The following is a 20,693-nucleotide window of genomic DNA, read 5'->3' as shown; positions in this document are numbered from 1 at the left end:
ATTGTTCCGTGGGGCAACGCGTGCGGCGGGATTCACAGGCCATTGCCAGGAAAATTGGGATGTCTGCGTTTCCGTACCGTAAATTAAATCCCCATCATGATATAAATGCCAGGTGGCGGCCACTCCGATCGGCGATGACGCGGCAGCAGTGTCGGCGATGATCGAGACGAGTACCGACCTGATGTGGCGGTACCTGGTGGACCGCGACAGTCTGAGCGCCAGTGCGACCCTGGTACTCAACCGGCTGGACCGCGAGGGCCCGATGCGGCTCACGGCACTGGCCGAGGCCGAGGGATCCAGCCAATCGGGAATGACCCAGCTGGTGCAACGCATGGAGCGTCAGGGTCTGGTGGAACGCTGGAGTGATCCCGAGGACGGCCGAGTCTCGTTGGTGATGGTCGGCGCCGCCGGCCGGGAATTATGGGCCGGGCGCAAGGAGGTGCGCCTTGAGCGAATCGCCGATCTGCTGGACGGCCTGTCCGAGGACGACCGGGCGGCGTTGTGGCTGGCCGCCCGGGTCGCGTCACGGCTGCTGGGGGAGATGCGTGAGCTCGCCGACATCCGGTTGGAGCGCCACGCGGGCGGGCGCTAAGCCCGCTGCGCTATTCGGCAGCCCACTGCTTGGCCTGGTCTAATTCGTCCAACCCGAAGATCGGAAGCTCACCGGGGATCATCCACGCCAGGGCGTGCAGGGTGTGTTTGACCCACTCCTTGTCGGACACCACCGCGATCCGCTTGAACGCCGAATGATGCTGCAGCAGCGTGCCGAAACCCAACTTCAGATCCGCGGCCAGGCCACCCGGGCCGAACCCCGCATAGTCCGCTGCGATGACCTCGACAATCCGGATCTCGCCGGCGTTGCCGAGTTGTGCCATGGTCGGCTGGAAGGCGCGTAAATCGTCTCCGCTGATCCGGCCGGATACCCGGATCCCCGTCACGCCGTCGGGCATATCCTGCAATACCTCAATCATGTGAACTCCCTATGTATTTCACCGTGTGTTTCACCGTGCCAGATCCCACTGACCGAAATCGGGCGCCAGCACCTGGTCCTCGTCGACGTGCGTGCCGTAGCAGACCGCCCCGGGATCGGAACCGGCGAAGATGACCGACTGATACAACACCGCCGCCGGGACCCGTTCGCCGCGCGACCAGGCTCGGGTCTGCCAGGCCCAGCGATGGCCGACGGTGCTGGAGTACCCGATCACGCCGTCGGCAATCGCCCATGTGCATGCCCGGGCGTGACCATAGATGCCGGTGCGGGCCACGCCCAGCACCGCGTTGATACCGTGGAACCATTGCAGTGCAGTGCATTTCCAGGTAGCCGCGTCGATGTCCTCGTCGACACTGAAGAAGATCGGCGCCGAGTCGGGGCCGCCGGCGGCCGCATGCAGGCGTAACGCGGTCTGGGCGTCGGCCACGCCACCGTCGTAGCCGCGGGTGTAGTCCGACGGGTCGGGCCAACCAGGCTTGCCGTACTGAAAATTGCTCACGACGTGTAGACCGGCCGCGCGGAGGGAATCGGCATAGGGTCGCGTGACGGGCTTGAAATCGAAGTTCGCGCCCGGCCGGGACTCGGACACGAAGACCACGGCGCCGGCGTATCCGGCGGCGGCGATCTGGTCGGCCGGGACCAAGCGCTGTGCAAAGTCTATGAGCGTGGCGGCATCTGCCTGTGCGAGCGCGGCGGGCGTAACAGCGAGGGCCGGCGCAGCGAGTAAGTACCGGAGGATTTCACGGCGAGCGGGGTACCGCACGCCTCGCATCTTACGGACGCCTCCGGGGGCGGGCGTCCGGTTATAACGATTCCCACGCCCATTGGTTGCTATTCGGTAAGCGAGGCGGATTACAGAGTGTTGGCAAACTATGGTCGCCAAGTGGATCGTCGTACCGCCCTCAAATTGCCCCTGTTCCTGGCTGCCGGCGCTGCGCTGACCCAAATACCCCTTGCCTCGGCAGATTCCGCGCGGTGGACCGCTGATCGCGCCAATGCCTGGTACAAAGCTCAAGATTGGCTGGTAGGCGCCAACTACATCCCGGCAAACGCGATCAACCAGATCGAGATGTGGCAGTCAGGCACGTACGACCCGCGCCGCATCGACGGCGAACTTCGCGTCGCCCAGCAGATCGGCTTCAACACCATGCGGGTGTTCCTGCACGATCAGCTGTGGGTGCAGGACCGTCCCGGCTTCGCGCGCAAGCTCGCGCAGTTCGTCAGCATCGCGGCCAGCCACGGCATCAAACCGCTGTTCGTGTTGTTCGATTCCTGCTGGGACCCGCACCCCAAGCTGGGACCCCAGCACGCGCCCGTTGTCGGCGTGCACAATTCCGGCTGGGTGCAGAGCCCGGGTGCAGCGCTGCTGGGGGATCAGCAATACCGGAAAGTGTTGGTGGACTATGTCACCGGCGTGATCGGCCTGTTCCGCAACGACACCAGGGTCTTGGGCTGGGACCTGTGGAACGAGCCCGACAATCCGGCCAAGGTCTACCGCACATCGGAGCGGTCCGACAAGGTCGCGCTGGTGACGGCGCTGCTGCCGCAGGTGTTTCAATGGGCGCGGGCGGCCAACCCGGTCCAGCCCTTGACAAGTGGTGTCTGGCAGGGGAGTTGGGCGCCGGGCAAGCTCAGCGATATGGCACGCGTCCAGCTGGACAACTCCGATGTCATCAGCTTCCACTCGTATGGAAAGCCGGCAGACTTCGAGGATCGCGTCAACGAGCTGGTACCGCTGGGGCGTCCCCTACTGTGCACCGAGTACCTGGCCCGACCGGAGGGCAGCACCATCGAGGCCATCCTGCCGATCGCCAAAAGCCGCAATATCGGCATGTACAACTGGGGCCTGGTGGCGGGAAAGACGCAGACCTACTTCCCGTGGGATTCCTGGGACCGCCCGGACGCGGCCGAGCCCAAGCTGTGGTTCCACGACCTGCTGTACCCCGATGGCCGCGCCTACCGAGCCAGCGAGATCCAGACCATCCAGTCACTCACCGGGCGGGTCGGCCAGGCCTAGCTGGGCCAGGTAGTCCAGGATCGCCGCCGTCACGGCTTCGGGCTTGTCCACCTGCAGGAAATGTCCTGCGCCCGGGATGATCTGGACCTTGCTGCCGTTCGGTAGTTGCTTCTGCGCGTGCTCCAGATAACCGACCTGCATGCACCCGTCCTGGTCGCCGTGGAGCAATAACATCCCTACGCGGGGCAGGTCCAGTCGGTAACGGTGCAGGTGCCGGTAGGGTGCCGTGGCGGGCGTAAAGCGGGCGTTCGCCCGGTAGTACGCGACGGCGGCCCGGCGGTGCGCGGGCGTGGGCAGCGCGGCCAGCGTCGTGGCCACATCGCCGGCGACATCGGCGTGCCGCGGCGACCAGTCCCTCCACAACCGCGGGATCACCCGGCCCAGCACCCGCTCCGGCAGGAACGGAAGCTGGAAGAACAGGATGTACCAGCTGTTGCGCAGCTGGATCGCTGCCATCTTCGCCGTCCGGGCCAGGCCGAACGAGGAGCTGGCGATGACGCGGATCGGCGGCAGCGCCATCGAGATATGCGCGGCGAACGGCGAGTCGGGGTACGCGGCCAGCGCGTTGGCGGTCCAGCCTCCCCAGTCGTGGCCGATCAGCACGGCGTCCGGGGGAGCCCCGAGCGCGGTGTGCAGATCGATCAGGTCGGACATGAGTGCGCCCAAGTGATAGTCCCCGTCGGGCGCAGGGCCGGTCGGGGCGTAACCCCGAGCGAACGGTGCGATGACGTGAAACCCCTTGTCGGCCAGTGTCGGTGCCACAAGGCGCCAGCTGTGCGCGCTATCGGGGAAGCCGTGCACACACAAGACCAGCCTGCCGTCTGACGGGCCCCACTCCAATGCCGTCATGCGCAGGTGCGGCAGGTCGAGTTCCAGGACACGAGGGTCGGCCATTTGCTGACCATACAAGATCTGTGATGTGTGTTGTCGCGGTCTTGCTGCACAGTAGTGGCGCGCCGATCGGCATCGTCGTCGGTGCCGCGACGCGGCTCAGCCCTGACGTGTCGTCGCGATGAATATCGGCCCCTCCTAGCTGGGGTGATGTCCGTGCGTTGGCCGTAGGCCTGCCGTTGCGGTGGGTTGATGCGCCACGCGATCCACGTGCCGTTGTTCGACGCGTTGGCGATCGCGGGCATCGCTGCTGCAGCCGAGCAGTCTGGATCGACGGGCTGTTCGTGTGGGATCACGTGTTGAGCGCGGTCGAGGGCCGGTGGGAGATCGCTGATCCGTGGATCGCGCTGGCAGCGGCGGGATGCTCGATGACGGTACCGCTGTGGTTTGGCGCCGCATGCGCCGCCGGTAGACCGATCGACCGGGCCGCCCGCAACGACGGAATCTTCCCGTTCGGTGCAGATGCTGCGAAAGTCGCCCGTATTGCGGAGTCCGTCGGGCAGGCGCTGCATGCCTTTTGGCCCGGTCATCGACCGGATCAGGTGCTGCGGGTCATTGGCAGGGGGGCGCCGGGCTGAGGTGGCGTTTGCGCTCGGCGGCGAATTGCGGGTCGAGTTCTGAGGTGGTCTGCGGTGCGGGCACAATCCGGGCGCAGGCGGGGCAGGTGCCATCGAGGGCGAGTTCAGTGCCGCACTCGGTGTGGCGTAGGTGGATCGCAACAGGCTCATCGGCATCCTTACACCAGGTTTCGCCCCATGCGCGCAGTGCCAGCATGACCGGCAGAAAGTCTCGACCTTTCTCGGTGAGCCTGTAGTCGTAGCGTCGGGGCCGTTCACTATAGGCGTGACGGTCGACGATGCCGTCTGTCTGTAGTTGCTTCAGCCGTGCCGTCAACAGCTGGGCGGTGGCGCCGCTAAGGCGCTGAAGATCGTCAAAGCGCGTTGTGCCCAAGGTGAGTTCGCGCAGAATCAGCAGTGTCCAACGGTCACCTATCTCCGGAACGGAGCGCGCGACCGGGCACAACGTGTAAGGCATGGATCTGACCTTCGGCATCGCACCTCACATTCCTATCGACGGAGCATTCATACTATGATAATCATATCTGCGCTGGTGGTTGTTGGAACTCGCCACATCGCCCCGAGGAGGCTCCATGTCCGTTCTCCAGGTCGACCCTGCGCACACGGCGCTGCTGGTCGTGGATCCCTACAACGACTGGCTGGCCCTCGAAGGCAAGCTATGGCCCCGTATCAGTGAGATTGCGCAACAGATTGATTTGCTGAAAAATCTTTCGGCGTTGATAGGCGCGGCCAGATCCGTCGGCGCCCCGGTCGTGTACGTTCCGCATCGTCGTTGGGAGCCAGGCGATTACGAGGACTGGGTCTATCCCAACCCGACGCAGAATCTGATGCGGGCTGTACAGGCGTTCACCCGGGGAAGCTGGGGCGGACAGTGGCACCCTGATCTCGCCCCGTGCGACGGTGAGGTGGTTGCCAAGGAGCACTGGGCGCAAAACGGTTTCGCCAATACCGATTTGGACTTCCAGCTGCGCCAGCGCAGCATCGGCCGGGTCCTTGTGACGGGACTGTTGGCCAACACCTGTGTGGAGGCCACCGCGCGGGCAGCCATGGAACTCGGTTACCACGTCACCCTGATCACCGATGCCACCGCGACCTTCGCGGTAGAGATGATGGACGCGGCGCACGCCCTCAACGGCCCTACGTACGCCCATCAGATCACCACCACGGCCGACGCGCTCGCCGGAGCGGCCGCGCCCGTGCAGGCGCGGTAGGCATCCTCATCCGGCACGAGTGCGCGAGGCCGACAAACTGATGGTGAATTCACGTCAACGGTGTCTTAAGTGTGGCGGCTTTTCTTTACGGACGACGGTCACCGCGTTCGCTGCATGTGGCAGCATTGAGTGTATTGCCCACATCGGTATGCATGAGGACTCTGACGTTGGCCGACTCGCGACACGTGCCGATGATTCGCTACGACCAGACCGGAACAACGTACTCGGCAACTCGTCGCCCTGATCCGCGCATCGTCGAAGTCATCGACCGGACCCTGTGTGGCATGGTCTCGGTGGCGAATATCGGCGCGGGCACCGGTTCTTACGAGCCTCCGCAAACCCTGTTGGCAGTGGAACCCAGTCGCGTGATGATCGACCAACGGCCCACCGTGGCCGCCCCCGCAGTTCAAGCCGCCGCCGAACGCCTGCCGATCCGCAGCGACGCCGTCGACGCCGCGCTGGCGGTCCTGACGGTTCACCACTGGACCGACATCAGGGCGGGCGTGTCCGAGTTGCTACGTATCGCCCGCCGGCGAGTGGCCATCTTTACGTGGGATCACAGTGTCATCCGAGAATTCTGGTTGCTGCGTGACTATGTCCCGGCCGCTGCGGAAACTGATGCGCGGCTTGCTGTCCCGATAGGCACTCTGATCTCGCTGCTCGGTCAGGAGCGCGTGTCCGTGGTGAGGGTCCCCGTGCCGCACGACTGTCTTGATGGCTTTGGCGGAGCATACTGGCGCCGCCCGCACGCCTACCTCGATGACACAGTTCGAAACGGCATGTCGTTGTTCGCAATGACGCCGATGAATCAGGTCGAGGAGGGGCTCTCGCGCCTGAGCTCAGATTTGCAGACAGGAGTCTGGCAGCGTCGGCACTCCCACCTTCTCCAAATGCCGGAACTAGACCTCGGGTACCGATTGCTGATAGCCGAACTGAGTTGACGGCTCACGAGACCGTTGGTGGTGGCCCAGGTTCGGCGTTCGCCTGTCGGGATTTCATGCCGGGCCAGTGCCTTCTCCCCGGTCAGGACTAGGTCGCTGGCGACGTGAGGAGAGTTCGGATGAGGATCGCCGAATGCGGCGCCGCCCTCATCAGCGGGATTCAGAAAGCCTCTTGGACCGGTAACGACTGCCGCCCTCATCGACCAGTCGCGGAAAAAGAGGTGCTCCCCGCAGTGGGCGGTAGTCGGCGGCGGCGAAGGCTGCAGCGGCTGCCGATATCAACGCCAGGATGAGGGCCGGCTGGCGGCTGGCGTCGGCAGGGAAGTCGTAGAACAGCAGCCAGGCCAGTGTCACTGTCGTGATTACGCCAAGACCATCAGTCGCGCCGATGATCGAAACATCCGGCCTGTTCAGGCCGATCTGTCCGCCGGTGATCGCGGTGGTCAACGCACACCCGGCCAGGACCACGCAGAGCGGAAAAGTGAGCTTCCATAACCCCCACGCGACGCGATCGGCGTCCTGAACCTGGGCCCACGGCAGGAATAATGCGACGACCATCAAGGCGCCAGCTACGCCGCAGACCACCCGTCGAAGCAATGTAGTCATTTCGTCCTCCTCACGGTTCCTTCAGTGATCGTTGAGATCAAAGGTCGTGCTGTCGATTACCTAGACGTAATGGAGCCGCGAACCCGATGCGGCTACAGTCAGTGCGAATGGCAACGTTTGGCTCCGCTCCGCAGGTGGGGCCGCTACTGCGGGAGTGGCGGCAACGGCGTCGGCTGACTCAGCTAGAGCTTGCCCTCGATGCGGGCGTGTCGGCGCGGCATCTGAGTTTCATCGAGACCGGCCGCTCCAAGCCCGGGCGAGACATGCTGCTGCGCCTTGGAGAGCGGCTCGAAGTCCCGTTCCGTGAACGTAACCTGCTACTGCTCGCCGCTGGGCATGCTCCAGCATTCCCCGAGCATCCGTTCGGTGCACCCGAACTCGCTCCAATCCGCGAAGCGCTGGAGCGGATTCTGAAAAGTCACGAGCCCTATCCGGCTGTCGTTTTCGACCGTCACTGGAATCTGGTCGCCGCGAACGCGGCCATACAACCGCTCATAGCGACTATCGATCCTGCGTTGCTCAACCCGCCTGTCAACGTACTTCGCGTCGGTCTGGAGTTGATTCCGCAGATCATCAACGCCCACGATGTCATGACCTACTTTCGTGATCGCATTGAGCGCCAGCTTGCCGCCACCGCCGACAAGCAGCTCGCACAGCTTCTGGACGAGTTTGACAACTACCTGTCCGGCGAAGGCCGTGGTGCAGCAGGTGAATCCGACTTCGCGCAGAATCTAGGTCCGGTCAGAGTCCGGGCCCCTGGCGGCGGCGAGTGGTCGTTCTTCGGCGTATTCGGCACATTCGACATGCCGTTCGAAGTCACGATTTCCGAGTTGGCCATCGAGTTGCTCTTTCCCGCCGATCGTGCGACTGCCGATGCGTTTGAATCGCTTTTTCGAGATCGCGACGGAAGCTAGACGGACCCCGCTCGTGCGCCGGTCTGTTGAAATGGTTGCGGATAGCTTCGAGGCCTGTTCAGACTGCCGACCGAAGGTCTCGGAAGACTTCGCCGAGTCTGGTGAGAGCATCGCCAACGGTGGCCTCCGCGGCGGACCCGTAGCCGATGATCAGTGCGGGTGGGGCGACCGCCGGGCTGTGGAAGTGCCAACTGGCCCCTTCGATCACGATGCCACGCTCGCGTGCTGCGGTGAGCAGAGCAGCTTCGTCGCACCACTGCGGTAACTCCACGTAGAGGTGCAGTCCGGCGTCGATTCCCTTCACCGCGGCACCGGGCAATGCGGTCGCGGTCGCCTGAACGGCTGCGTCGCGCCGGTGGCGGTAGATGGGTCGCACTCGTCGCAGATGGCGTGTGAGGCCGCCGGTTTCGATGAACCGTGCGAGCGCACGCTGTTCCAAGACGCTGTTGCCGGTGTCGTCGAGCAGTTTCTGATGGACCACCGCGCCGGTCAACCATCGTGGTAGCACCATCCACCCGAGCCGAAGCGCAGGGCTGAGGGTCTTGCTCACGCAGCCGGTGTAGACGACGTGTTCGGGTGCGAGTCCCTGTAAGGCCCCCAGGGGCGCACTGTCGTAACGGAATTCGGCGTCATAGTCGTCTTCGATGATCACCATGTTGCGCTGTCGCGCCCAGCGAAGTAGTGCGGTGCGCCGCGGTGTGCTCAATACCGCACCAGTGGGGTAGGAGTGGGCCGGCGCGGTGAGGAGTGCGCCGACGTCGAGACTATCAAGGGCGTTCACGTGGAGTCCGTCATCGTCGACCGGCACGCCGGCGACGTTCAATCCGGCGTTGATGATGGCCTGGCGGTGTAGTCCGAAGCCAGGATCTTCCATGGCGATCGTTCGGACGCCGCGTGCGTGTAGTGCCCGGCAGATGAGAGTGATCGCCTGCGTGATCCCACTGCAGACGAGGATGTTCTCTGGTGCAGCGGCGACGCCGCGGATGCGGGACAGATAGTCGGCAAGTGCGTCACGCAGTTCTTGTACGCCGGCGGGCCCGGGATAGCCGAGGCGACCGTCGGGAAGCGCCTGGAGGGCGGTGCGGTAGTGGCGCAGCCACTCGGCGCGGGGGAATAGTCCTGGATCGGGAAGTCCGGCGAAAAGACTTATGGCAGAGGTGACTTCAGCTGATCGGGAGTCCACAGCGGGGCGGTCTAAGGATACGGGAAGCACACGAGTGCCGGATCCTTGGCGAGCGGAGAGGTATCCGTCGGCGATGAGCTGTTGGTAGGCGTCGACGACGACACTGCGGGCCACGTCGAGGTCGCGGGCCATGACGCGGGTCGGCGGAAGACGCGCACCGGCCGGTAGTCGACCGTCGCGGATCATGGCGCGCAGTTGTTGAGCGAGTTGTTCGCGCACGACACGCTGGGAGCGGTTCAGATGAATGAGTAGTTCGGGCGAGAAACCAGCCGATAAATTGGTCCGTTGGGATACATCCTGATTGGACCGTGACATAGACCAATTGTAGGCGTGATGCTATAGCGGTGGAAGAACCGAACATCGCAGCACGGCTGCTTGCGACACCGGTGATCGTGCCGTGGATACCGGGACCGAGCGCATCGACAACAGGCCCGGTAGTGTTAAGCGTCACCGAGTTTCGTGCAGCACACCGTCGCGATGTGCCGGGTGTCGCTGCCAGAGGTTGCCGGATGAGGATGGGCTGGTACGGCATGTCCGGCGCCGTGGGTCTATGGCTGTGGTCCCTTCCTGCCGCGTTGCGTGGCGGCTCGATATCGGTCTGGGAGGACGAGCAGAGCCTGCAGCGGTTCATCGACTTGCCTCATCACGTCGACATCATGAACAGCTACCGCACGCGCGGAACGGTTCGCGCCGACAGCTGGCCGGCTGAGTGCTTCGAGTCCGGTGCTGTTCTGGAGAGGGCGCGCGAGTGGATCGTCGAGGTGGCCCCGTGCGCGGGGTGACGGCTTATGCCTGTGCCCGGATTGGGTTCGGGATGGCCGCCCTCGTGGCGCCGGCAATCGTCGGAAAATCGATGACGGGCCTCAGCGGCGCAACCCCGGCGGCCGGCGTGTTTGTGCGTGGAATGGGCGCCCGCGAAGTCGGTATCGGGCTGAGTGTGCTTGGTGCCGAGCGCAATCGTGCGTCGATCAGACCGAACCTGCTTGCGGGCCTGATCACTGATGGCTGTGACTTGGCGGCGATCGTCATCGCGTGGCGTCAGCTACCGCCTGTCGAAAGGGCGTTGGGCCTGGCGCTTGCCGTCGGCGCCGGAACTGTCGGCGTCGCGCTGCTGGCCGTCACACCTGGATCGGAACATCGCCAGTAAGGCGCCACCTGGGCTGTTGCGGTGGCCGACCGGTGTGCGAAAGTACCCGTTCAATGGACATGTTGATTCGACGCGGAGCCGCAGTCGCCGCCGTGCTCGTCACGGTCGGCTGTTCAGCGGAGCCTGCTCATCACGCGTCCATCATGGACGTGCTCGCCAATCCGAGTTCGAGCGCCAAACCCACACCGACGGCTGCGGCGCCGGTGGCCGCACCTCTGGGCACCGCCGAATCCGCGCGGGGGATGACCGTGACACCGCGAGCGGACAATCTCGCGTTGACCCACCAAAGTCAAAGTGGCGACCTGGAACTCGGCATCGAGATCTCGATCCGGGGAGCTACCGCACCACTGGAGACCACCGGTTTCAACGCCGGGCTGCGTCTGGACACCAGCAACGGCGAGGAACTGCGCCCTGTGCCGCCGACCGTGCTGACGATGCCACCGTTGCCATCCCCGGTCAGCGGTGACGCTGACGGTTGGGTGTTCTTCCACGTCAAGCCCGACGCGCAGCCGACGCAGCTGCGGTTGATGGCCGCCGCGGCGGCCAGCTACTACGGCCCGTCCGGACAGCCGATCGGCATCTGGACCATGCCGGCCACGCTACCGAGCGCGGCGCCGGCGCCCGAGCCGGTTGCGCCCGAGCCTGCCGCCACCGACCCGGGCAACGCGCCCAGAACTGGCCCCCACCCGCGCCACAATTCCCCGTTCTGTCGCCTCACACACCTGTGCTGACCGATCAGTCGTGAGACACGCTGTCAGGTAAAGGGTTTGAGGACCTCTGAGCACAGGTGCGGCAGTCGGCCGATAGGAATCCAGGACACCAGAAGCCGACATGTGCTCACTGCCTGCGCCACCGGCCCACCGCACACCGGCCACGCCCCGATGCCTTGGGTTTGCAGCACATTTCGGGCCACTCTGATCTGTTCGCCCCGGCTTGCCGCAGACGGCGAACCGACACCGCCGTTCGACGCCCACGTGGACGGCGTGAACTGCAGACCGCCGTAGAAGCCGTTTCCGGTATTGGCGGACCAGTTACCGCCCGATTCGCACTGCGCCATGGCATCCCAATTGGGTTCTGCATCGGCGACCGGTACGGCCACGTTCAACGGAACGACACCGATCGCACCACCCACTGCGCCCGCCACGAGGGCCGTTCGCACGCTCATCCGAGTCTTCCCCTTAGACCTTCTGATCGATAACGGTGTGGTCGAGAAATATTCATTACTGCTCGCGTGTGTGGAGTTTACGGATGAGGCGAAAGATAAACAGACTGGCGGCTGATACTTAGTGTGCTCTATGGGTTGTATTACTTCTTGTGGGGCTGGTGAGTATGGAACTCGGGGTCGGGTGGTCCCGTCCACGCGCCGCGATCAGCCCAGTTCGGCGGGGTGATCACCCGTGCGGTGGCAGCTCTTCGTTCCGCCGAGACGGTCCGCGCGCAGAATCAATTTCCTCATGATTGGCCGCTTCGGCGAAATTGTGATGAATGAGGCTCGTGTGATTAATCGTGCCTGTGTGATCAATGTGGCCAATGTGGTTTGGACTGATTTCGGTTCGGCAACTCACCGATCACGATCGCGAATGCAGCACGGCCCCAGCGTCGTCACAGGGCTGCTCGGTACCGTCGGCCACATGCCGCCGTCCACCCGCCTGTTCACCGATCGTCGACGCGCCAATTCGTTCGGCGGGGCCGCGCAGCGTTACGACGCGCACCGGCCCGGCTACCCCGCACCGTTGGTCGACGATCTACTCGCCACCGGCGCGAAGACTGCACTCGACGCCGGTGCCGGCACCGGCAGGGTCGCGCGCCAACTGGCCGACCAGGGGCTGCAGGTCCTCGCCGTCGAACCCGACGAGCGGATGGCCGAACTCGCCCGGGCCAAGGGAATCGAGACCGAGATCGCGACCTTCGAGAGCTGGGAGCCGGCCGGCCGGCGATTCGATCTGGTCACCTTCGCGGCGTCGTTTCACTGGGTGGACCCGGCCGTCGCCCTACCGAAGGTGACCGAGATCCTCGGCGAGCGAGGCAGATTGGCGCTGCTGTGGAACCGGCTGCGCGCCGAGCGCCCCGTCGGCATCGAGATGGACGACATCTACCGGGACTACCTGGAGGTCTCCGCCTACTCCCGCACGAACGACACCGACGGTGTCACCGGCGCACTCAAGGCGGCCGGCTTCGCCGTCGCGCTCACGGAGTATCCGCGCACCTTGGCGTTCTCCGGTGAACAGTGGATCGAGCTGCTGTTCACCTACTCGAGCTTCCTGACCCTCGAGGAGGAAGCGGGCGTGGAACTGCGTCGCCGACTGGCCGAGCGGATCGGCTCGCGCGAACTGACCGTTGTCGGTGATTCGCTGGCGATCGTCGCGACGCCGCTCGGTCTCAGGTAGCGATTCCGGTGATCCGGTCGATGACCGCAAGGAGTTCGTCGTCGCCGGCGGACGGGTCCGGACGCCCGTCGACCGAGCGGTACAGCGCGTTGTAGTACAGGCCGTCGCCGATCAGTTTGACGGCCCGGGCCATGGCGAGATCGCCCAGTGTGACGTGCAGCAGGGCCAACCAGTTGTTCGATGCCTCTTCGATCGCGGCGCGGGCACGCGGATTGCCCGCCTGCTGTAGTCGCGAGACGGCGACGAGCACCCGATCCAGGGCGGTTCCCTCATAGCGTGACGTGCGCACGTAGTAGCGCGCCGGCCCCTCGGCCGCGCTGCGCATCTCATCGAGGTCCTCGGCGGCCAGCGCGACCAGCCGTTCGCACAATGCGTTGCTGAGTTCGTCCTTCGCCGGAAAGTGGTAGAGCAGGCCGCCTTTGGACACGTTCGCCTTGGCCGCGACGGCATCGAGCGTCGCGTAACGCTCACCCTCGAGTGCCAGTAACTCCTCATACGCGTCGAGGATGCGGTCACGTGCCGAACTCATCGCCAGAGCCTAACGGTAAATCGATTCCGTACTGTACCGTCTGGACGGTACAGTGCCGCAGGTGAAGGTGTACGCAGGTCTGTTCCGGACGCCGGCCGTGCTGGCCGTGGTGGCATCGCAGACGTTCGCGCGGTTGCCCATGGGCATGCTGTCGCTGGCGGTGCTGCTGCACATCCAGGCGAAGACCGGGTCGTATGCCCTGGCCGGAGGCGTGGTGGCCACCGTGAGTGTCGCCGAGGCGATCGCCATGCCGCTGATCGCGCGACTCGCCGGCAAGGCGAGCAGAACGGCGACCTTGATGATTGCGGCCGCGGTGAACGGTGTCTCGCTGGTCGCCCTCGCGGTGGCGGGGACGTCACCGGTGGCGCTCGTGGTGCTGGGGATGCTGATCGGCGCGTCGGTACCCCCGCTGGCGCCGGTCGTCCGGTCGCTGTACCCGTACATGGTGTCCGGGCCCGGCCTGCGCGCATTGTTCGCACTGGACACCACCGCCCAGGAAGTGTGTTGGGTCGTGGGGCCGCTTGCCGTGACGGTCCTGGCCTCGACGCTCTCGACCGCGCTGCCGCTGGTCGTGGCGGCGGTCATCACGGTGGTCGGGACGGTGTGGTTTCTGTTCAGCGCCCGCCGGGTGGGATCGGTTGCCGGAGGTGGCGGCACGCGCTTCGGCGCGATCCTGCGAAATCGGGCGGTCGTGCTCGCCATCGCCGCCAGCCTGCCGTTGATCGCGTCGTTCACCGCGCTCGAAGTGGGTGTCGTCGCCCGCTACGGCGTCGGGAGCCCCATGACCGGCGCGGCGATCGCGGTGGCCAGCTTCGGCTCGCTGGTGGGTGGTATCACGTTGGGGCACCGCACAATCGGCCTACGCGGCCTGTCCGCGGCACTCGCCACGGTCGCCGTCGGGACCGCACTGTTCGGTGTCATCGAGCAGCACGGGCTCGCGCTCGCGGTGCTGTTCGCGTCGGGTCTCGGATTCGCGCCCGCGCTCTCGGCGCTCTATCTCATGGTGTCGCGCGGGGTCGTTGAGCACGCGACGACGGAGGCCTTCGGGTGGCTCAACAGCGGAACGCTGATCGGCGGCGCGGTCGGTACAGCCAGCGCGGGCCTGGCCGCCGATGCGCATGGTTTCGTCGGGGCCATCGTGGTGTCGGTGGCACTGGCGGCGCTGGCCGCACTCAGTCCGGTGATCGCCCGCGTGGGTGGCCCGTTGGTGGGGTTGGGCGAGGAGCCCGCGGCCGACCTCGTGCAGTCCTCGATATGATCGCCGCGAGCCGCCGGTAGCGGCTCGCAGGCTGGGGGACTGTTGAACACTGAGCTCGACCCGGATGAGGCAGGCTCGGGCGTCGAACCGCCCGTCGAGCCGAGAGTGCGCCGGGCATTCGGGCTGCTGGAACGGTTCGCGCCGGGCTGGGGCGCCCGATGGGCGATCGAGCTGTGGTGCACTCCGCCGGAGGTCGACCTGAGCCAGCGCATGCCCCCCGGGGTGCCGCCGAGTCGGCCGATCGAAGCCGAGTGGGACGGCCACCGGATCGCCGGGGAGGCGTGGGGTGACGGTCCGCCGGTGTACCTGGTGCACGGCTGGGGCGGTTGCCGGGCGCATATGGGTGTCTTCGTCAAACCGCTTGTCGCGGCCGGATATCGCGTCATCGCCTTCGACCTGCCCAGCCACAACGACTCCGAACCCGGAGCGCTCGCAGCGGGTCGGACCACCATCCTGGAGTGCGCCGAGGCCGTCGGCGCCGTGGTGCGCGAACACGGTGCCGCCCGCGCGATCGTCGCCCACTCCCTGGGCGCCAAGGCCGCCGCACTGGCCGTAGCCCGGGGGACATCGGCCGAACGCCTGGTGTTCCTGGCGCCGATGGGGACTTCTCGCTCTACCTCGACCTGTTCGCCGACCGGCACGGCTTCGGCCCACGCATCCGCAGCCGGCTGCACCGTGGTCTGGACCGCCGTCTCGGCATGCCGCTGTTCGACACCGACATCTCGGCGATGGCGGCCCGGGCGGACAACCCGCCGCTGCTCCTGGTGCACGACCCGGACGACCGCGACAGCCCCTACGACACAAGCCGCCACATCGCAGCGATATGGCCGTCGGCGAACCTGATCACCACGCGGGGACTCGGGCGCCTGGCGCATTACCGCATCCTGCGCCACCGCCCCGCGCTGAACGCCGCAGTCGAGTTCCTCACCGAGGGGTGAGGGCTGGGGTGAGACTCAGTCCTCCTTGCGGATCAACCTGCCCAGCGCCACCCCGTCGGAGTTCAGCAGTTCGTCGATGCGGGACTGATTGACATCGGCGACGATGATCTCGCCGACCTCCTGATAGACGTTGCTGAAGATGCCGTGCTTCTTCATCTTCTCGGTCTGATAGATGTTGTCCTCGGTGGGCGTCACGTAGTAGACGATCTCCGGCTTGAACCGGTGGACGAGCCACAGGTGGATGACATCCATCAGGCGCTTCTTGCGCAGCTTCTCGGCGTAGGTGTTCTGGTCCCGCACGGTCAGGATGTTGCGGCCGTGCCGGTCCTTGATCGGGTCGACGACGACATCGGCCAGCTTCTCCTCACCGTCGCCGTAGATGCCGAGCTCCAGCACATCCGAACCGGCGCGGCGCGGGCGCAGTTGCACACGGAGTTTCTCGCCGAGCTGGTAGTGCTCGCTCCACACCGCCAGCCAGTCCTCCAGCAGCTTCTTGGGCACCTCGGTCTGCACCAGATGCTGATGCTGGGTGGAGCCCTTGCCCATGGACTTGGTGGTGGCGGTACGCCCCGACGACGCGGCCAGCGCGGCATCGCTGCGCGGCCCGCCGACCAGGGTTTGCGGTGTGCGGTAAGGAGATTCGACCAAACGCATCTTGCGTTGCAGCCGGGCCAGCGCCAGCATGCCGTCCTGGCGCAATGCCGTCGCGAACTCCTCGGCGGCCACGCCGTCGATCTGGTGACCGCCGTAGGTCATGAAGTTGAAGACGAACCCGAGCTTGCCGATCTCCTCGGGGAAGGCCCGCATTTCGTCATCGCTCATCCCGGTGGTATCCCAGTTGAACGACGGCGACAGGTTGTAGGCCAGCATCTTGTCCGGATACACCGCGTGGATGGCGGTGGCGAACTCACGGGCATCGGCCAGGTCGGCGGTCTTGGTCTCCATCCACAGGATGTCGGCGAATGGCGCGGCGGCCAACGACTTGGCGATCGCGTACGGGATGCCGCCACGGATCTGGTAGTAGCCCTCCGGCGTCTTCACCCGCTCCGGATCCCACGCCACATCGGCGCCGATTTCCTTGGCCTTCTCCTTGGCCACATACAACGGAGCGGTCTTGGCGAACTTGCGCCATTCCTTGGCGCTCATGGCGGGCTGATCGCCTTCGCGTTCCCGGAACTCCAGCAGGTCGGCGACCGCGTCGCCGTAGGTCTGCAGCCCGGCATCGTCCTGCCAGGCATCGACGAACGCCGACTCGACCTTGTCGAACAGCTTGTCCAGGGATTGGCGCGGGTTGTCCTTCCACGACGCGGCAGCGTCGGCGACTAGGCGCAGGATGCCCCGCTGGTCCAGCCAGGCCTCGGCGGTGGCGTACTCACCGTCGGGCAGCGCGTACAGCTTGTGCCCGTTGATCTCGGTGACACCCAGGTCGTAGAAGCGCCGCGTCAGCGCCAGGAAGCAGGACTTGTACGACGGGATCTTGACGTTGGTGACGCCCAGCAGGAACGGCTGATCACGCTCATCGGAACGGCCGTCGATGAGGTTGGCTGCCTCGGCATCGGTGCGGGCCACGATGATGCCGGGCACCCGCATGATGTCGAGCTGGAAGCGGGCGGTGTTGAGTCGCTTGATCTGCTCGTCGGACGGCACCAGCACCTTGCCGCCCTGATGGCCGCACTTCTTGGTGCCGGGACGCTGGTCCTCGATGTGGTAGCCCGGTACGCCCGATTCGACGAAGCGGCGAATGAGGTTGCGCACGTGGGGATCACCACCGTGGCCGGTGTCCGCGTCGGCGATGATGAATGGCCGGTAGTCCACCGGCGGCGGCGCTGCCGCAAGCTGTTCGGGGGTCATCTGCAGCCGCAGGTAGTGCTGGTTGCGGTCGGCGGTCAGCAGGGCGCGCACCAGTCCGGCGGCTTCGTCGGGCACCTGGCTGAGGGGATAGCTGGCGAGGTCGGGCCCCGGGTCCTCGCTGATCGACCCCTTCGCCGAGGTGGCCCAGCCACCGAGGTAGATGCCCTTGATGCCCATCCGTTTCATCACCACGGCCTGGCCGGGCGAGTAGGGGCCGAAGGTGGTGATGCTCTTCTTCTGGGCGAACAGTTCACGCAGGTACGGGAAGAAGGCCGTGGCGGCCTCCCGCGCGACCGGGTAGTCCGACGGGATGGTGCCGCGTTGCTCGACGACTTGGCGCGCCGAGTAGAGCCGGGTGATGCCCTCGAAGCGCTCGCTGTCGAAATAGGCCTGGGTGGCTGCGACGTCATCGTCGAATGCCGAGGTGAAAGTCACGTTGTTTTCGATCGCGGTCATATCAAGCGCTCCTCGTCGAGCTCGGGTCTGGATCCATCATTGCCGCCCGCGCGGGCCGTCGGACCCAGTTCGCTGAATTCATCTGCTCAGCCGACACGCAACACCGCCGCACCGGCGATCCGCCCTGCACTCAGATCGTCCAGTGCGGCGTCGGCCCGATCCAGCGGATACTCCGGACCGCTCACCTCGATGCGGTGCCGGCCGGCGAACGCCAGGAACTCGCGTGCGTCGGTGCGGGTATTCGACGTCACCGAACGTACCTGGCGTTCCTGGAAAAGATGCCGCTCGTAGTTCAACACCGGGATGTCGGTGAGGTGGATCCCGGCGATGGACAGCGTGCCGCCCCGGTCGAGCGCCTCCAGCGCCGGCAACACCAATTCACCCACCGGCGCAAAGAGAATCGCCGAATCCAGGGGCACGGGCGGGCGGTCCGCGGGGCCTTGTGCCGACGCGGCACCCAGTGCCATCGCGAGTTCCTGGGCTTGGTCACCCCGGGTCATCACATGCACCTCGGCGCCCTGGGCCAGGGCCACCTGGGCGGTGATATGCGCGCTGCCGCCGAACCCATAGATACCCAGACGTCCGCCCGGTGGCAGGTCGGCGCGCAGCAGTGACCGGTAGCCGATGATGCCCGCGCACAGCAGCGGGGCGAGCTCGGCGTCGGTGTAGCCCGACGGCAATTGGTGCACATATGGCGCTGGTGCGGTGACGAATTCGGCGTACCCACCGTCGGCATCCCAGCCGGTGTAGCGGGATTGCGTGCACAGGTTCTCCCGGTCTGCCAGGCAGTACCGGCAGGAACCGCAGGTGTGCCGCAGCCAGGCCACGCCCACCCGGTCGCCGACGCCGAGGTCGGTGACCGCAGGTCCGATGGCCACCACCTCACCTACCACTTCGTGCCCGGGGGTGACCCGGGGCCGGTGCACCGGCAGGTCACCCTCGGTGACGTGCAGGTCGGTGCGGCAGACGCCGCAGGTGCGCACGGCGATCAGAACCTCATCACCCGCCGGCTCGGTGACGGGGGTGGTGACGAATTCCAGAGGTCGGGTGCTCAGCGGTCCGGGCTTGCGGACCTGCCAGGCCTGCATGGTCTGTACAGCCATGGTGTCAAGCATGCCCCGGACCGCGGGCGAAGCGCCACAGGTAGCCCGGCAGCCGGCGCAGCGGCAGCGTCCGCGGCCAATCGTCGGTGCGGAAGAAGGCATCCGTGCCACCGTCGACGAAAATGATGCTGCCGCAGAGGAAATCGGCGGAATCCGACAGCATGAAGCAGATCCAGTCGGCCAGCTGGCCGGGGTCGCCGAAGCCACCGACGGGAATCGGGAACCTGCGCACCGCCGCACCTTCCCTGGGCGAGGCGAGCTGCGTTTCCAACAGCGGGGTCATGATCGCGCCCGGCGCCAGCGCGTTGAGCCGAATCCCCGCACCGGCCCATGCCGGTGTCACCGCCTGCCGGCGCACCCACCGGCTGACGGCGGTCTTGCTGGCCGAGTACATCAGCGCCGAACCGCTGCTGCCGAGCAGCCGGATGCTGCGCACCGCTTTGTCGGTGTCGTGCGCGAGCAGTGCATCGACGGTGCGACGGGGCACCGCAGGCACCGTGGTGGTCGAGTTGCTGGCCAGCACCACGACTTTGGCGCGGTCCGCCGCGGCCAACGCCGGACGCCAGGCGGTGAGCGGCTCGACCACGCCCAGGAAGTTCACCTCGGCGATCAGCCGGTTGCCGGCGCCCGGGCCCAGTCCGGCGGCCAACACGGCACCGTCCAACACGCCGCCGGCCGCGGCCAGCACCTCGGCGGCCGCGGCTTGCCGGCCTTGCGGTGTGGACAGGTCGGCGATCACCTCGGCGTCGTGTAGATCGACGCCGATCACGGTGTGCCCGCGGGCCCTGAGCTTCTGGGCGGTGTGATATCCCATCCCGGATGCCGACCCGGTGATCGCGTAGGTACCCATCACCGGGCCAGGAACGCCAGCACGGTGCTCTCGAATGCGGCCTTGGCTTCGATCATCGCCCAGTGCCCGCAGTGCGGGAAGACGTGTAGTTCGGCGTGCGGGATGGTGCGCATGGGGAGCAGAGCCATGTCCAGGGGGCTGACCCGGTCGTCACGGCCCCAGGTCAGCAAGGTCGGCGCGGAGACTTTGTGCATCTGTGCCCACGGCATCGGCGCGTCGGCGGCCCGCATGGCCGCCATCATCCCGGCGAAGGCGGCCTTGCCGTACATCCGCCGTGCCGCGGCAAGGGTGTCGGGATCGGTGGCCAATTGCCAGCGCTCCTCGATCAACTCCTCGGTCACCAGCCGCTCGTCGTACACCATCGAGCGCAGCCAATCGACCAGCCGCTGGCGGGTCGGATCCTCGGTGAACTCTTGCAGCAGGCGGATACCCTCGCTGGGGCCTGGGGAGAAGATATTGGTGCCGATACCGCCGATGGTCACCAACTTGCCGACCCGCTCCGGGTGGTGGATGGCGAAGTTGATGCCGACGCCGCCGCCCATCGAGTTGCCGATGATGTCGGCCCGATCCACCCCGAGCGCATCGAGGAACGGGGCCACCGCCGCCTGCGCCGTCACCATCGGGTGCCCGCGCACGTCGGGGCTCACACCGAAGCCGGGAAACTCCAGGATCAGGCAACGATGGTGCGCCGCGAACGCCGGGAGGACCCCACGAAAGTTGCGCCAGCCGGTGACGCCCGGGCCGGAACCGTGCAGAAACAGCAGTGCTGGCCCGCTGCCGCTGTCGTAGTAGCGCAGCACACCCTGCGGTGTCTGAATCTCCCGTAGCTCGGTCATACCCCC

General features: G+C 66.0%; 23 protein-coding genes and 1 pseudogene. 12 read left to right on the top strand and 12 right to left on the bottom strand.

From position 1 onward, the window contains the following. The first annotated feature begins 112 nt into the window (after positions 1-112). Positions 113-592, top strand: a complete 480-nt coding sequence (locus tag QN239_RS20225; protein ID WP_499013007.1) for a MarR family winged helix-turn-helix transcriptional regulator — start codon at positions 113-115, stop codon at positions 590-592. Between the two features lie 10 nt (positions 593-602). Here the strand turns inward: QN239_RS20225 and QN239_RS20220 are convergent, their stop codons facing one another. Then, positions 603-971 carry a SpoIIAA family protein gene (locus tag QN239_RS20220; protein ID WP_499013005.1) on the bottom strand — a complete coding sequence of 123 codons (369 nt, stop codon included), beginning with the start codon at positions 969-971 and terminating at the stop codon, positions 603-605. A gap of 30 nt (positions 972-1,001) precedes the next feature. Next, the gene (locus QN239_RS20215; protein ID WP_499013004.1) at positions 1,002-1,763 is read right to left on the bottom strand and encodes a DUF1906 domain-containing protein; all 762 of its coding nucleotides are present in this window, start codon (positions 1,761-1,763) and stop codon (positions 1,002-1,004) included. A gap of 111 nt (positions 1,764-1,874) precedes the next feature. Here QN239_RS20215 and QN239_RS20210 point away from each other — a divergent pair, with 111 nt between their 5' ends. Further along, entirely contained in the window at positions 1,875-3,008 is a 1,134-nt protein-coding gene (locus QN239_RS20210) for a glycoside hydrolase 5 family protein (protein ID WP_499013002.1), read from the top strand. Here QN239_RS20210 and QN239_RS20205 read toward each other — a convergent pair. Beyond that, a complete protein-coding gene (locus tag QN239_RS20205; RefSeq protein WP_499013001.1) occupies positions 2,979-3,902 on the bottom strand; it encodes an alpha/beta fold hydrolase in 924 nt (307 codons plus the stop codon). The genes QN239_RS20210 and QN239_RS20205 overlap by 30 nt on opposite strands. 296 nt (positions 3,903-4,198) lie before the next feature. Between QN239_RS20205 and QN239_RS20200 the strand changes: the two genes are divergently transcribed. Beyond that, a complete protein-coding gene (locus QN239_RS20200) occupies positions 4,199-4,477 on the top strand; it encodes a hypothetical protein (RefSeq protein WP_499012999.1) in 279 nt (92 codons plus the stop codon). Here QN239_RS20200 and QN239_RS20195 read toward each other — a convergent pair. Then, positions 4,452-4,934: a winged helix-turn-helix transcriptional regulator gene (locus QN239_RS20195; protein ID WP_499012998.1), complete on the bottom strand. Its 483-nt coding sequence runs from the start codon at positions 4,932-4,934 to the stop codon at positions 4,452-4,454. The two genes, QN239_RS20200 and QN239_RS20195, sit on opposite strands and share 26 nt — an antisense overlap. A 115-nt stretch (positions 4,935-5,049) precedes the next feature. On the opposite strand from QN239_RS20195, the gene QN239_RS20190 reads away from it, so the two are divergent. Together QN239_RS20190 and QN239_RS20185 are read left to right on the top strand one after the other, a co-directional pair. After that, positions 5,050-5,688 carry a cysteine hydrolase family protein gene (locus QN239_RS20190; RefSeq protein WP_499012996.1) on the top strand — a complete coding sequence of 213 codons (639 nt, stop codon included), beginning with the start codon at positions 5,050-5,052 and terminating at the stop codon, positions 5,686-5,688. 167 nt (positions 5,689-5,855) lie between these two features. Continuing rightward, the gene (locus QN239_RS20185; RefSeq protein ID WP_499012994.1) at positions 5,856-6,629 is read left to right on the top strand and encodes a class I SAM-dependent methyltransferase; all 774 of its coding nucleotides are present in this window, start codon (positions 5,856-5,858) and stop codon (positions 6,627-6,629) included. Between the two features lie 150 nt (positions 6,630-6,779). Here the strand turns inward: QN239_RS20185 and QN239_RS20180 are convergent, their stop codons facing one another. Next, a complete protein-coding gene (locus QN239_RS20180) occupies positions 6,780-7,190 on the bottom strand; it encodes a hypothetical protein (RefSeq protein ID WP_499012993.1) in 411 nt (136 codons plus the stop codon). Between the two features lie 152 nt (positions 7,191-7,342). On the opposite strand from QN239_RS20180, the gene QN239_RS20175 reads away from it, so the two are divergent. Continuing rightward, the gene (locus tag QN239_RS20175; protein ID WP_499012991.1) at positions 7,343-8,149 is read left to right on the top strand and encodes a helix-turn-helix domain-containing protein; all 807 of its coding nucleotides are present in this window, start codon (positions 7,343-7,345) and stop codon (positions 8,147-8,149) included. A 58-nt stretch (positions 8,150-8,207) separates the two neighbouring features. Here the strand turns inward: QN239_RS20175 and pdxR are convergent, their stop codons facing one another. Further along, a complete protein-coding gene (gene pdxR / locus QN239_RS20170) occupies positions 8,208-9,551 on the bottom strand; it encodes a MocR-like pyridoxine biosynthesis transcription factor PdxR (protein WP_499012989.1) in 1,344 nt (447 codons plus the stop codon). A 125-nt stretch (positions 9,552-9,676) separates the two neighbouring features. Between pdxR and QN239_RS20165 the strand changes: the two genes are divergently transcribed. From QN239_RS20165 to QN239_RS20155, 3 genes are read left to right on the top strand one after another with little or no spacing between them, the layout of a single operon-like run. Continuing rightward, positions 9,677-10,114, top strand: a complete 438-nt coding sequence (locus QN239_RS20165) for a hypothetical protein (protein WP_499012987.1) — start codon at positions 9,677-9,679, stop codon at positions 10,112-10,114. Continuing rightward, the gene (locus tag QN239_RS20160) at positions 10,102-10,479 is read left to right on the top strand and encodes a hypothetical protein (RefSeq protein ID WP_499012985.1); all 378 of its coding nucleotides are present in this window, start codon (positions 10,102-10,104) and stop codon (positions 10,477-10,479) included. The genes QN239_RS20165 and QN239_RS20160 overlap by 13 nt, the downstream gene beginning before the upstream one ends. Before the next feature lie 59 nt (positions 10,480-10,538). Next, on the top strand, positions 10,539-11,210 hold the full coding sequence (locus QN239_RS20155; RefSeq protein WP_499012984.1) for a hypothetical protein: 672 nt from the start codon (positions 10,539-10,541) through the stop codon (positions 11,208-11,210). Positions 11,211-11,233: 23 nt separating this feature from the next. Here QN239_RS20155 and QN239_RS20150 read toward each other — a convergent pair whose 3' ends face one another. Then, positions 11,234-11,644: a transglycosylase family protein gene (locus tag QN239_RS20150; protein WP_499012982.1), complete on the bottom strand. Its 411-nt coding sequence runs from the start codon at positions 11,642-11,644 to the stop codon at positions 11,234-11,236. A gap of 466 nt (positions 11,645-12,110) precedes the next feature. Between QN239_RS20150 and QN239_RS20145 the strand changes: the two genes are divergently transcribed. Further along, positions 12,111-12,866, top strand: a complete 756-nt coding sequence (locus QN239_RS20145) for a class I SAM-dependent methyltransferase (protein WP_499012980.1) — start codon at positions 12,111-12,113, stop codon at positions 12,864-12,866. Here QN239_RS20145 and QN239_RS20140 read toward each other — a convergent pair. Next, on the bottom strand, positions 12,859-13,395 hold the full coding sequence (locus QN239_RS20140; RefSeq protein ID WP_499012978.1) for a TetR/AcrR family transcriptional regulator: 537 nt from the start codon (positions 13,393-13,395) through the stop codon (positions 12,859-12,861). The two genes, QN239_RS20145 and QN239_RS20140, sit on opposite strands and share 8 nt — an antisense overlap. A gap of 61 nt (positions 13,396-13,456) precedes the next feature. On the opposite strand from QN239_RS20140, the gene QN239_RS20135 reads away from it, so the two are divergent. Together QN239_RS20135 and QN239_RS20130 are read left to right on the top strand one after the other, a co-directional pair. Then, positions 13,457-14,653, top strand: coding sequence for an MFS transporter (locus QN239_RS20135; RefSeq protein WP_499012976.1), 1,197 nt, complete (start codon positions 13,457-13,459; stop codon positions 14,651-14,653). A 39-nt stretch (positions 14,654-14,692) separates the two neighbouring features. Continuing rightward, positions 14,693-15,591, top strand: a pseudogene (locus QN239_RS20130) (alpha/beta fold hydrolase). Between the two features lie 15 nt (positions 15,592-15,606). Here QN239_RS20130 and aceA read toward each other — a convergent pair. The 4 genes from aceA to QN239_RS20110 all read right to left on the bottom strand — a co-directional run bounded on the left by aceA (position 15,607) and on the right by QN239_RS20110 (position 20,687). Next, positions 15,607-17,898: an isocitrate lyase ICL2 gene (aceA, locus tag QN239_RS20125; protein ID WP_499012974.1), complete on the bottom strand. Its 2,292-nt coding sequence runs from the start codon at positions 17,896-17,898 to the stop codon at positions 15,607-15,609. An 86-nt stretch (positions 17,899-17,984) separates the two neighbouring features. Then, on the bottom strand, positions 17,985-19,013 hold the full coding sequence (locus tag QN239_RS20120) for a zinc-binding alcohol dehydrogenase family protein (RefSeq protein ID WP_499012973.1): 1,029 nt from the start codon (positions 19,011-19,013) through the stop codon (positions 17,985-17,987). Then, positions 19,006-19,851, bottom strand: a complete 846-nt coding sequence (locus tag QN239_RS20115) for an SDR family oxidoreductase (protein WP_499016878.1) — start codon at positions 19,849-19,851, stop codon at positions 19,006-19,008. The genes QN239_RS20120 and QN239_RS20115 overlap by 8 nt, the downstream gene beginning before the upstream one ends. Beyond that, positions 19,851-20,687, bottom strand: coding sequence for an alpha/beta fold hydrolase (locus tag QN239_RS20110; RefSeq protein ID WP_499012971.1), 837 nt, complete (start codon positions 20,685-20,687; stop codon positions 19,851-19,853). The genes QN239_RS20115 and QN239_RS20110 overlap by 1 nt, the downstream gene beginning before the upstream one ends. Positions 20,688-20,693 lie beyond the last annotated feature (6 nt).

This window comes from Mycolicibacterium sp. Y3 (genome assembly GCF_051188035.1).
Taxonomy (GTDB): Bacteria; Actinomycetota; Actinomycetes; order Mycobacteriales; family Mycobacteriaceae; genus Mycobacterium; species Mycobacterium fluoranthenivorans.
The sequence above is the reverse complement of the archived record's forward strand: the minus strand, read 5'-3'. Positions and strand labels throughout refer to the sequence as shown.

Coding starts and splice junctions, on each gene's coding strand:
- QN239_RS20120 (WP_499012973.1), bottom strand. CDS start 19,013: ATGCTTGACACCATGGCTGTACAGACCATGCAGGCCTGGCAGGTCCGC.
- QN239_RS20205 (WP_499013001.1), bottom strand. CDS start 3,902: ATGGCCGACCCTCGTGTCCTGGAACTCGACCTGCCGCACCTGCGCATG.
- QN239_RS20215 (WP_499013004.1), bottom strand. CDS start 1,763: ATGCGAGGCGTGCGGTACCCCGCTCGCCGTGAAATCCTCCGGTACTTA.
- QN239_RS20145 (WP_499012980.1), top strand. CDS start 12,111: ATGCCGCCGTCCACCCGCCTGTTCACCGATCGTCGACGCGCCAATTCG.
- QN239_RS20175 (WP_499012991.1), top strand. CDS start 7,343: ATGGCAACGTTTGGCTCCGCTCCGCAGGTGGGGCCGCTACTGCGGGAG.
- QN239_RS20140 (WP_499012978.1), bottom strand. CDS start 13,395: ATGAGTTCGGCACGTGACCGCATCCTCGACGCGTATGAGGAGTTACTG.
- QN239_RS20220 (WP_499013005.1), bottom strand. CDS start 971: ATGATTGAGGTATTGCAGGATATGCCCGACGGCGTGACGGGGATCCGG.
- QN239_RS20195 (WP_499012998.1), bottom strand. CDS start 4,934: ATGCCTTACACGTTGTGCCCGGTCGCGCGCTCCGTTCCGGAGATAGGT.
- QN239_RS20155 (WP_499012984.1), top strand. CDS start 10,539: ATGTTGATTCGACGCGGAGCCGCAGTCGCCGCCGTGCTCGTCACGGTC.
- QN239_RS20150 (WP_499012982.1), bottom strand. CDS start 11,644: ATGAGCGTGCGAACGGCCCTCGTGGCGGGCGCAGTGGGTGGTGCGATC.
- QN239_RS20190 (WP_499012996.1), top strand. CDS start 5,050: ATGTCCGTTCTCCAGGTCGACCCTGCGCACACGGCGCTGCTGGTCGTG.
- QN239_RS20110 (WP_499012971.1), bottom strand. CDS start 20,687: ATGACCGAGCTACGGGAGATTCAGACACCGCAGGGTGTGCTGCGCTAC.
- aceA (WP_499012974.1), bottom strand. CDS start 17,898: ATGACCGCGATCGAAAACAACGTGACTTTCACCTCGGCATTCGACGAT.
- QN239_RS20115 (WP_499016878.1), bottom strand. CDS start 19,851: ATGGGTACCTACGCGATCACCGGGTCGGCATCCGGGATGGGATATCAC.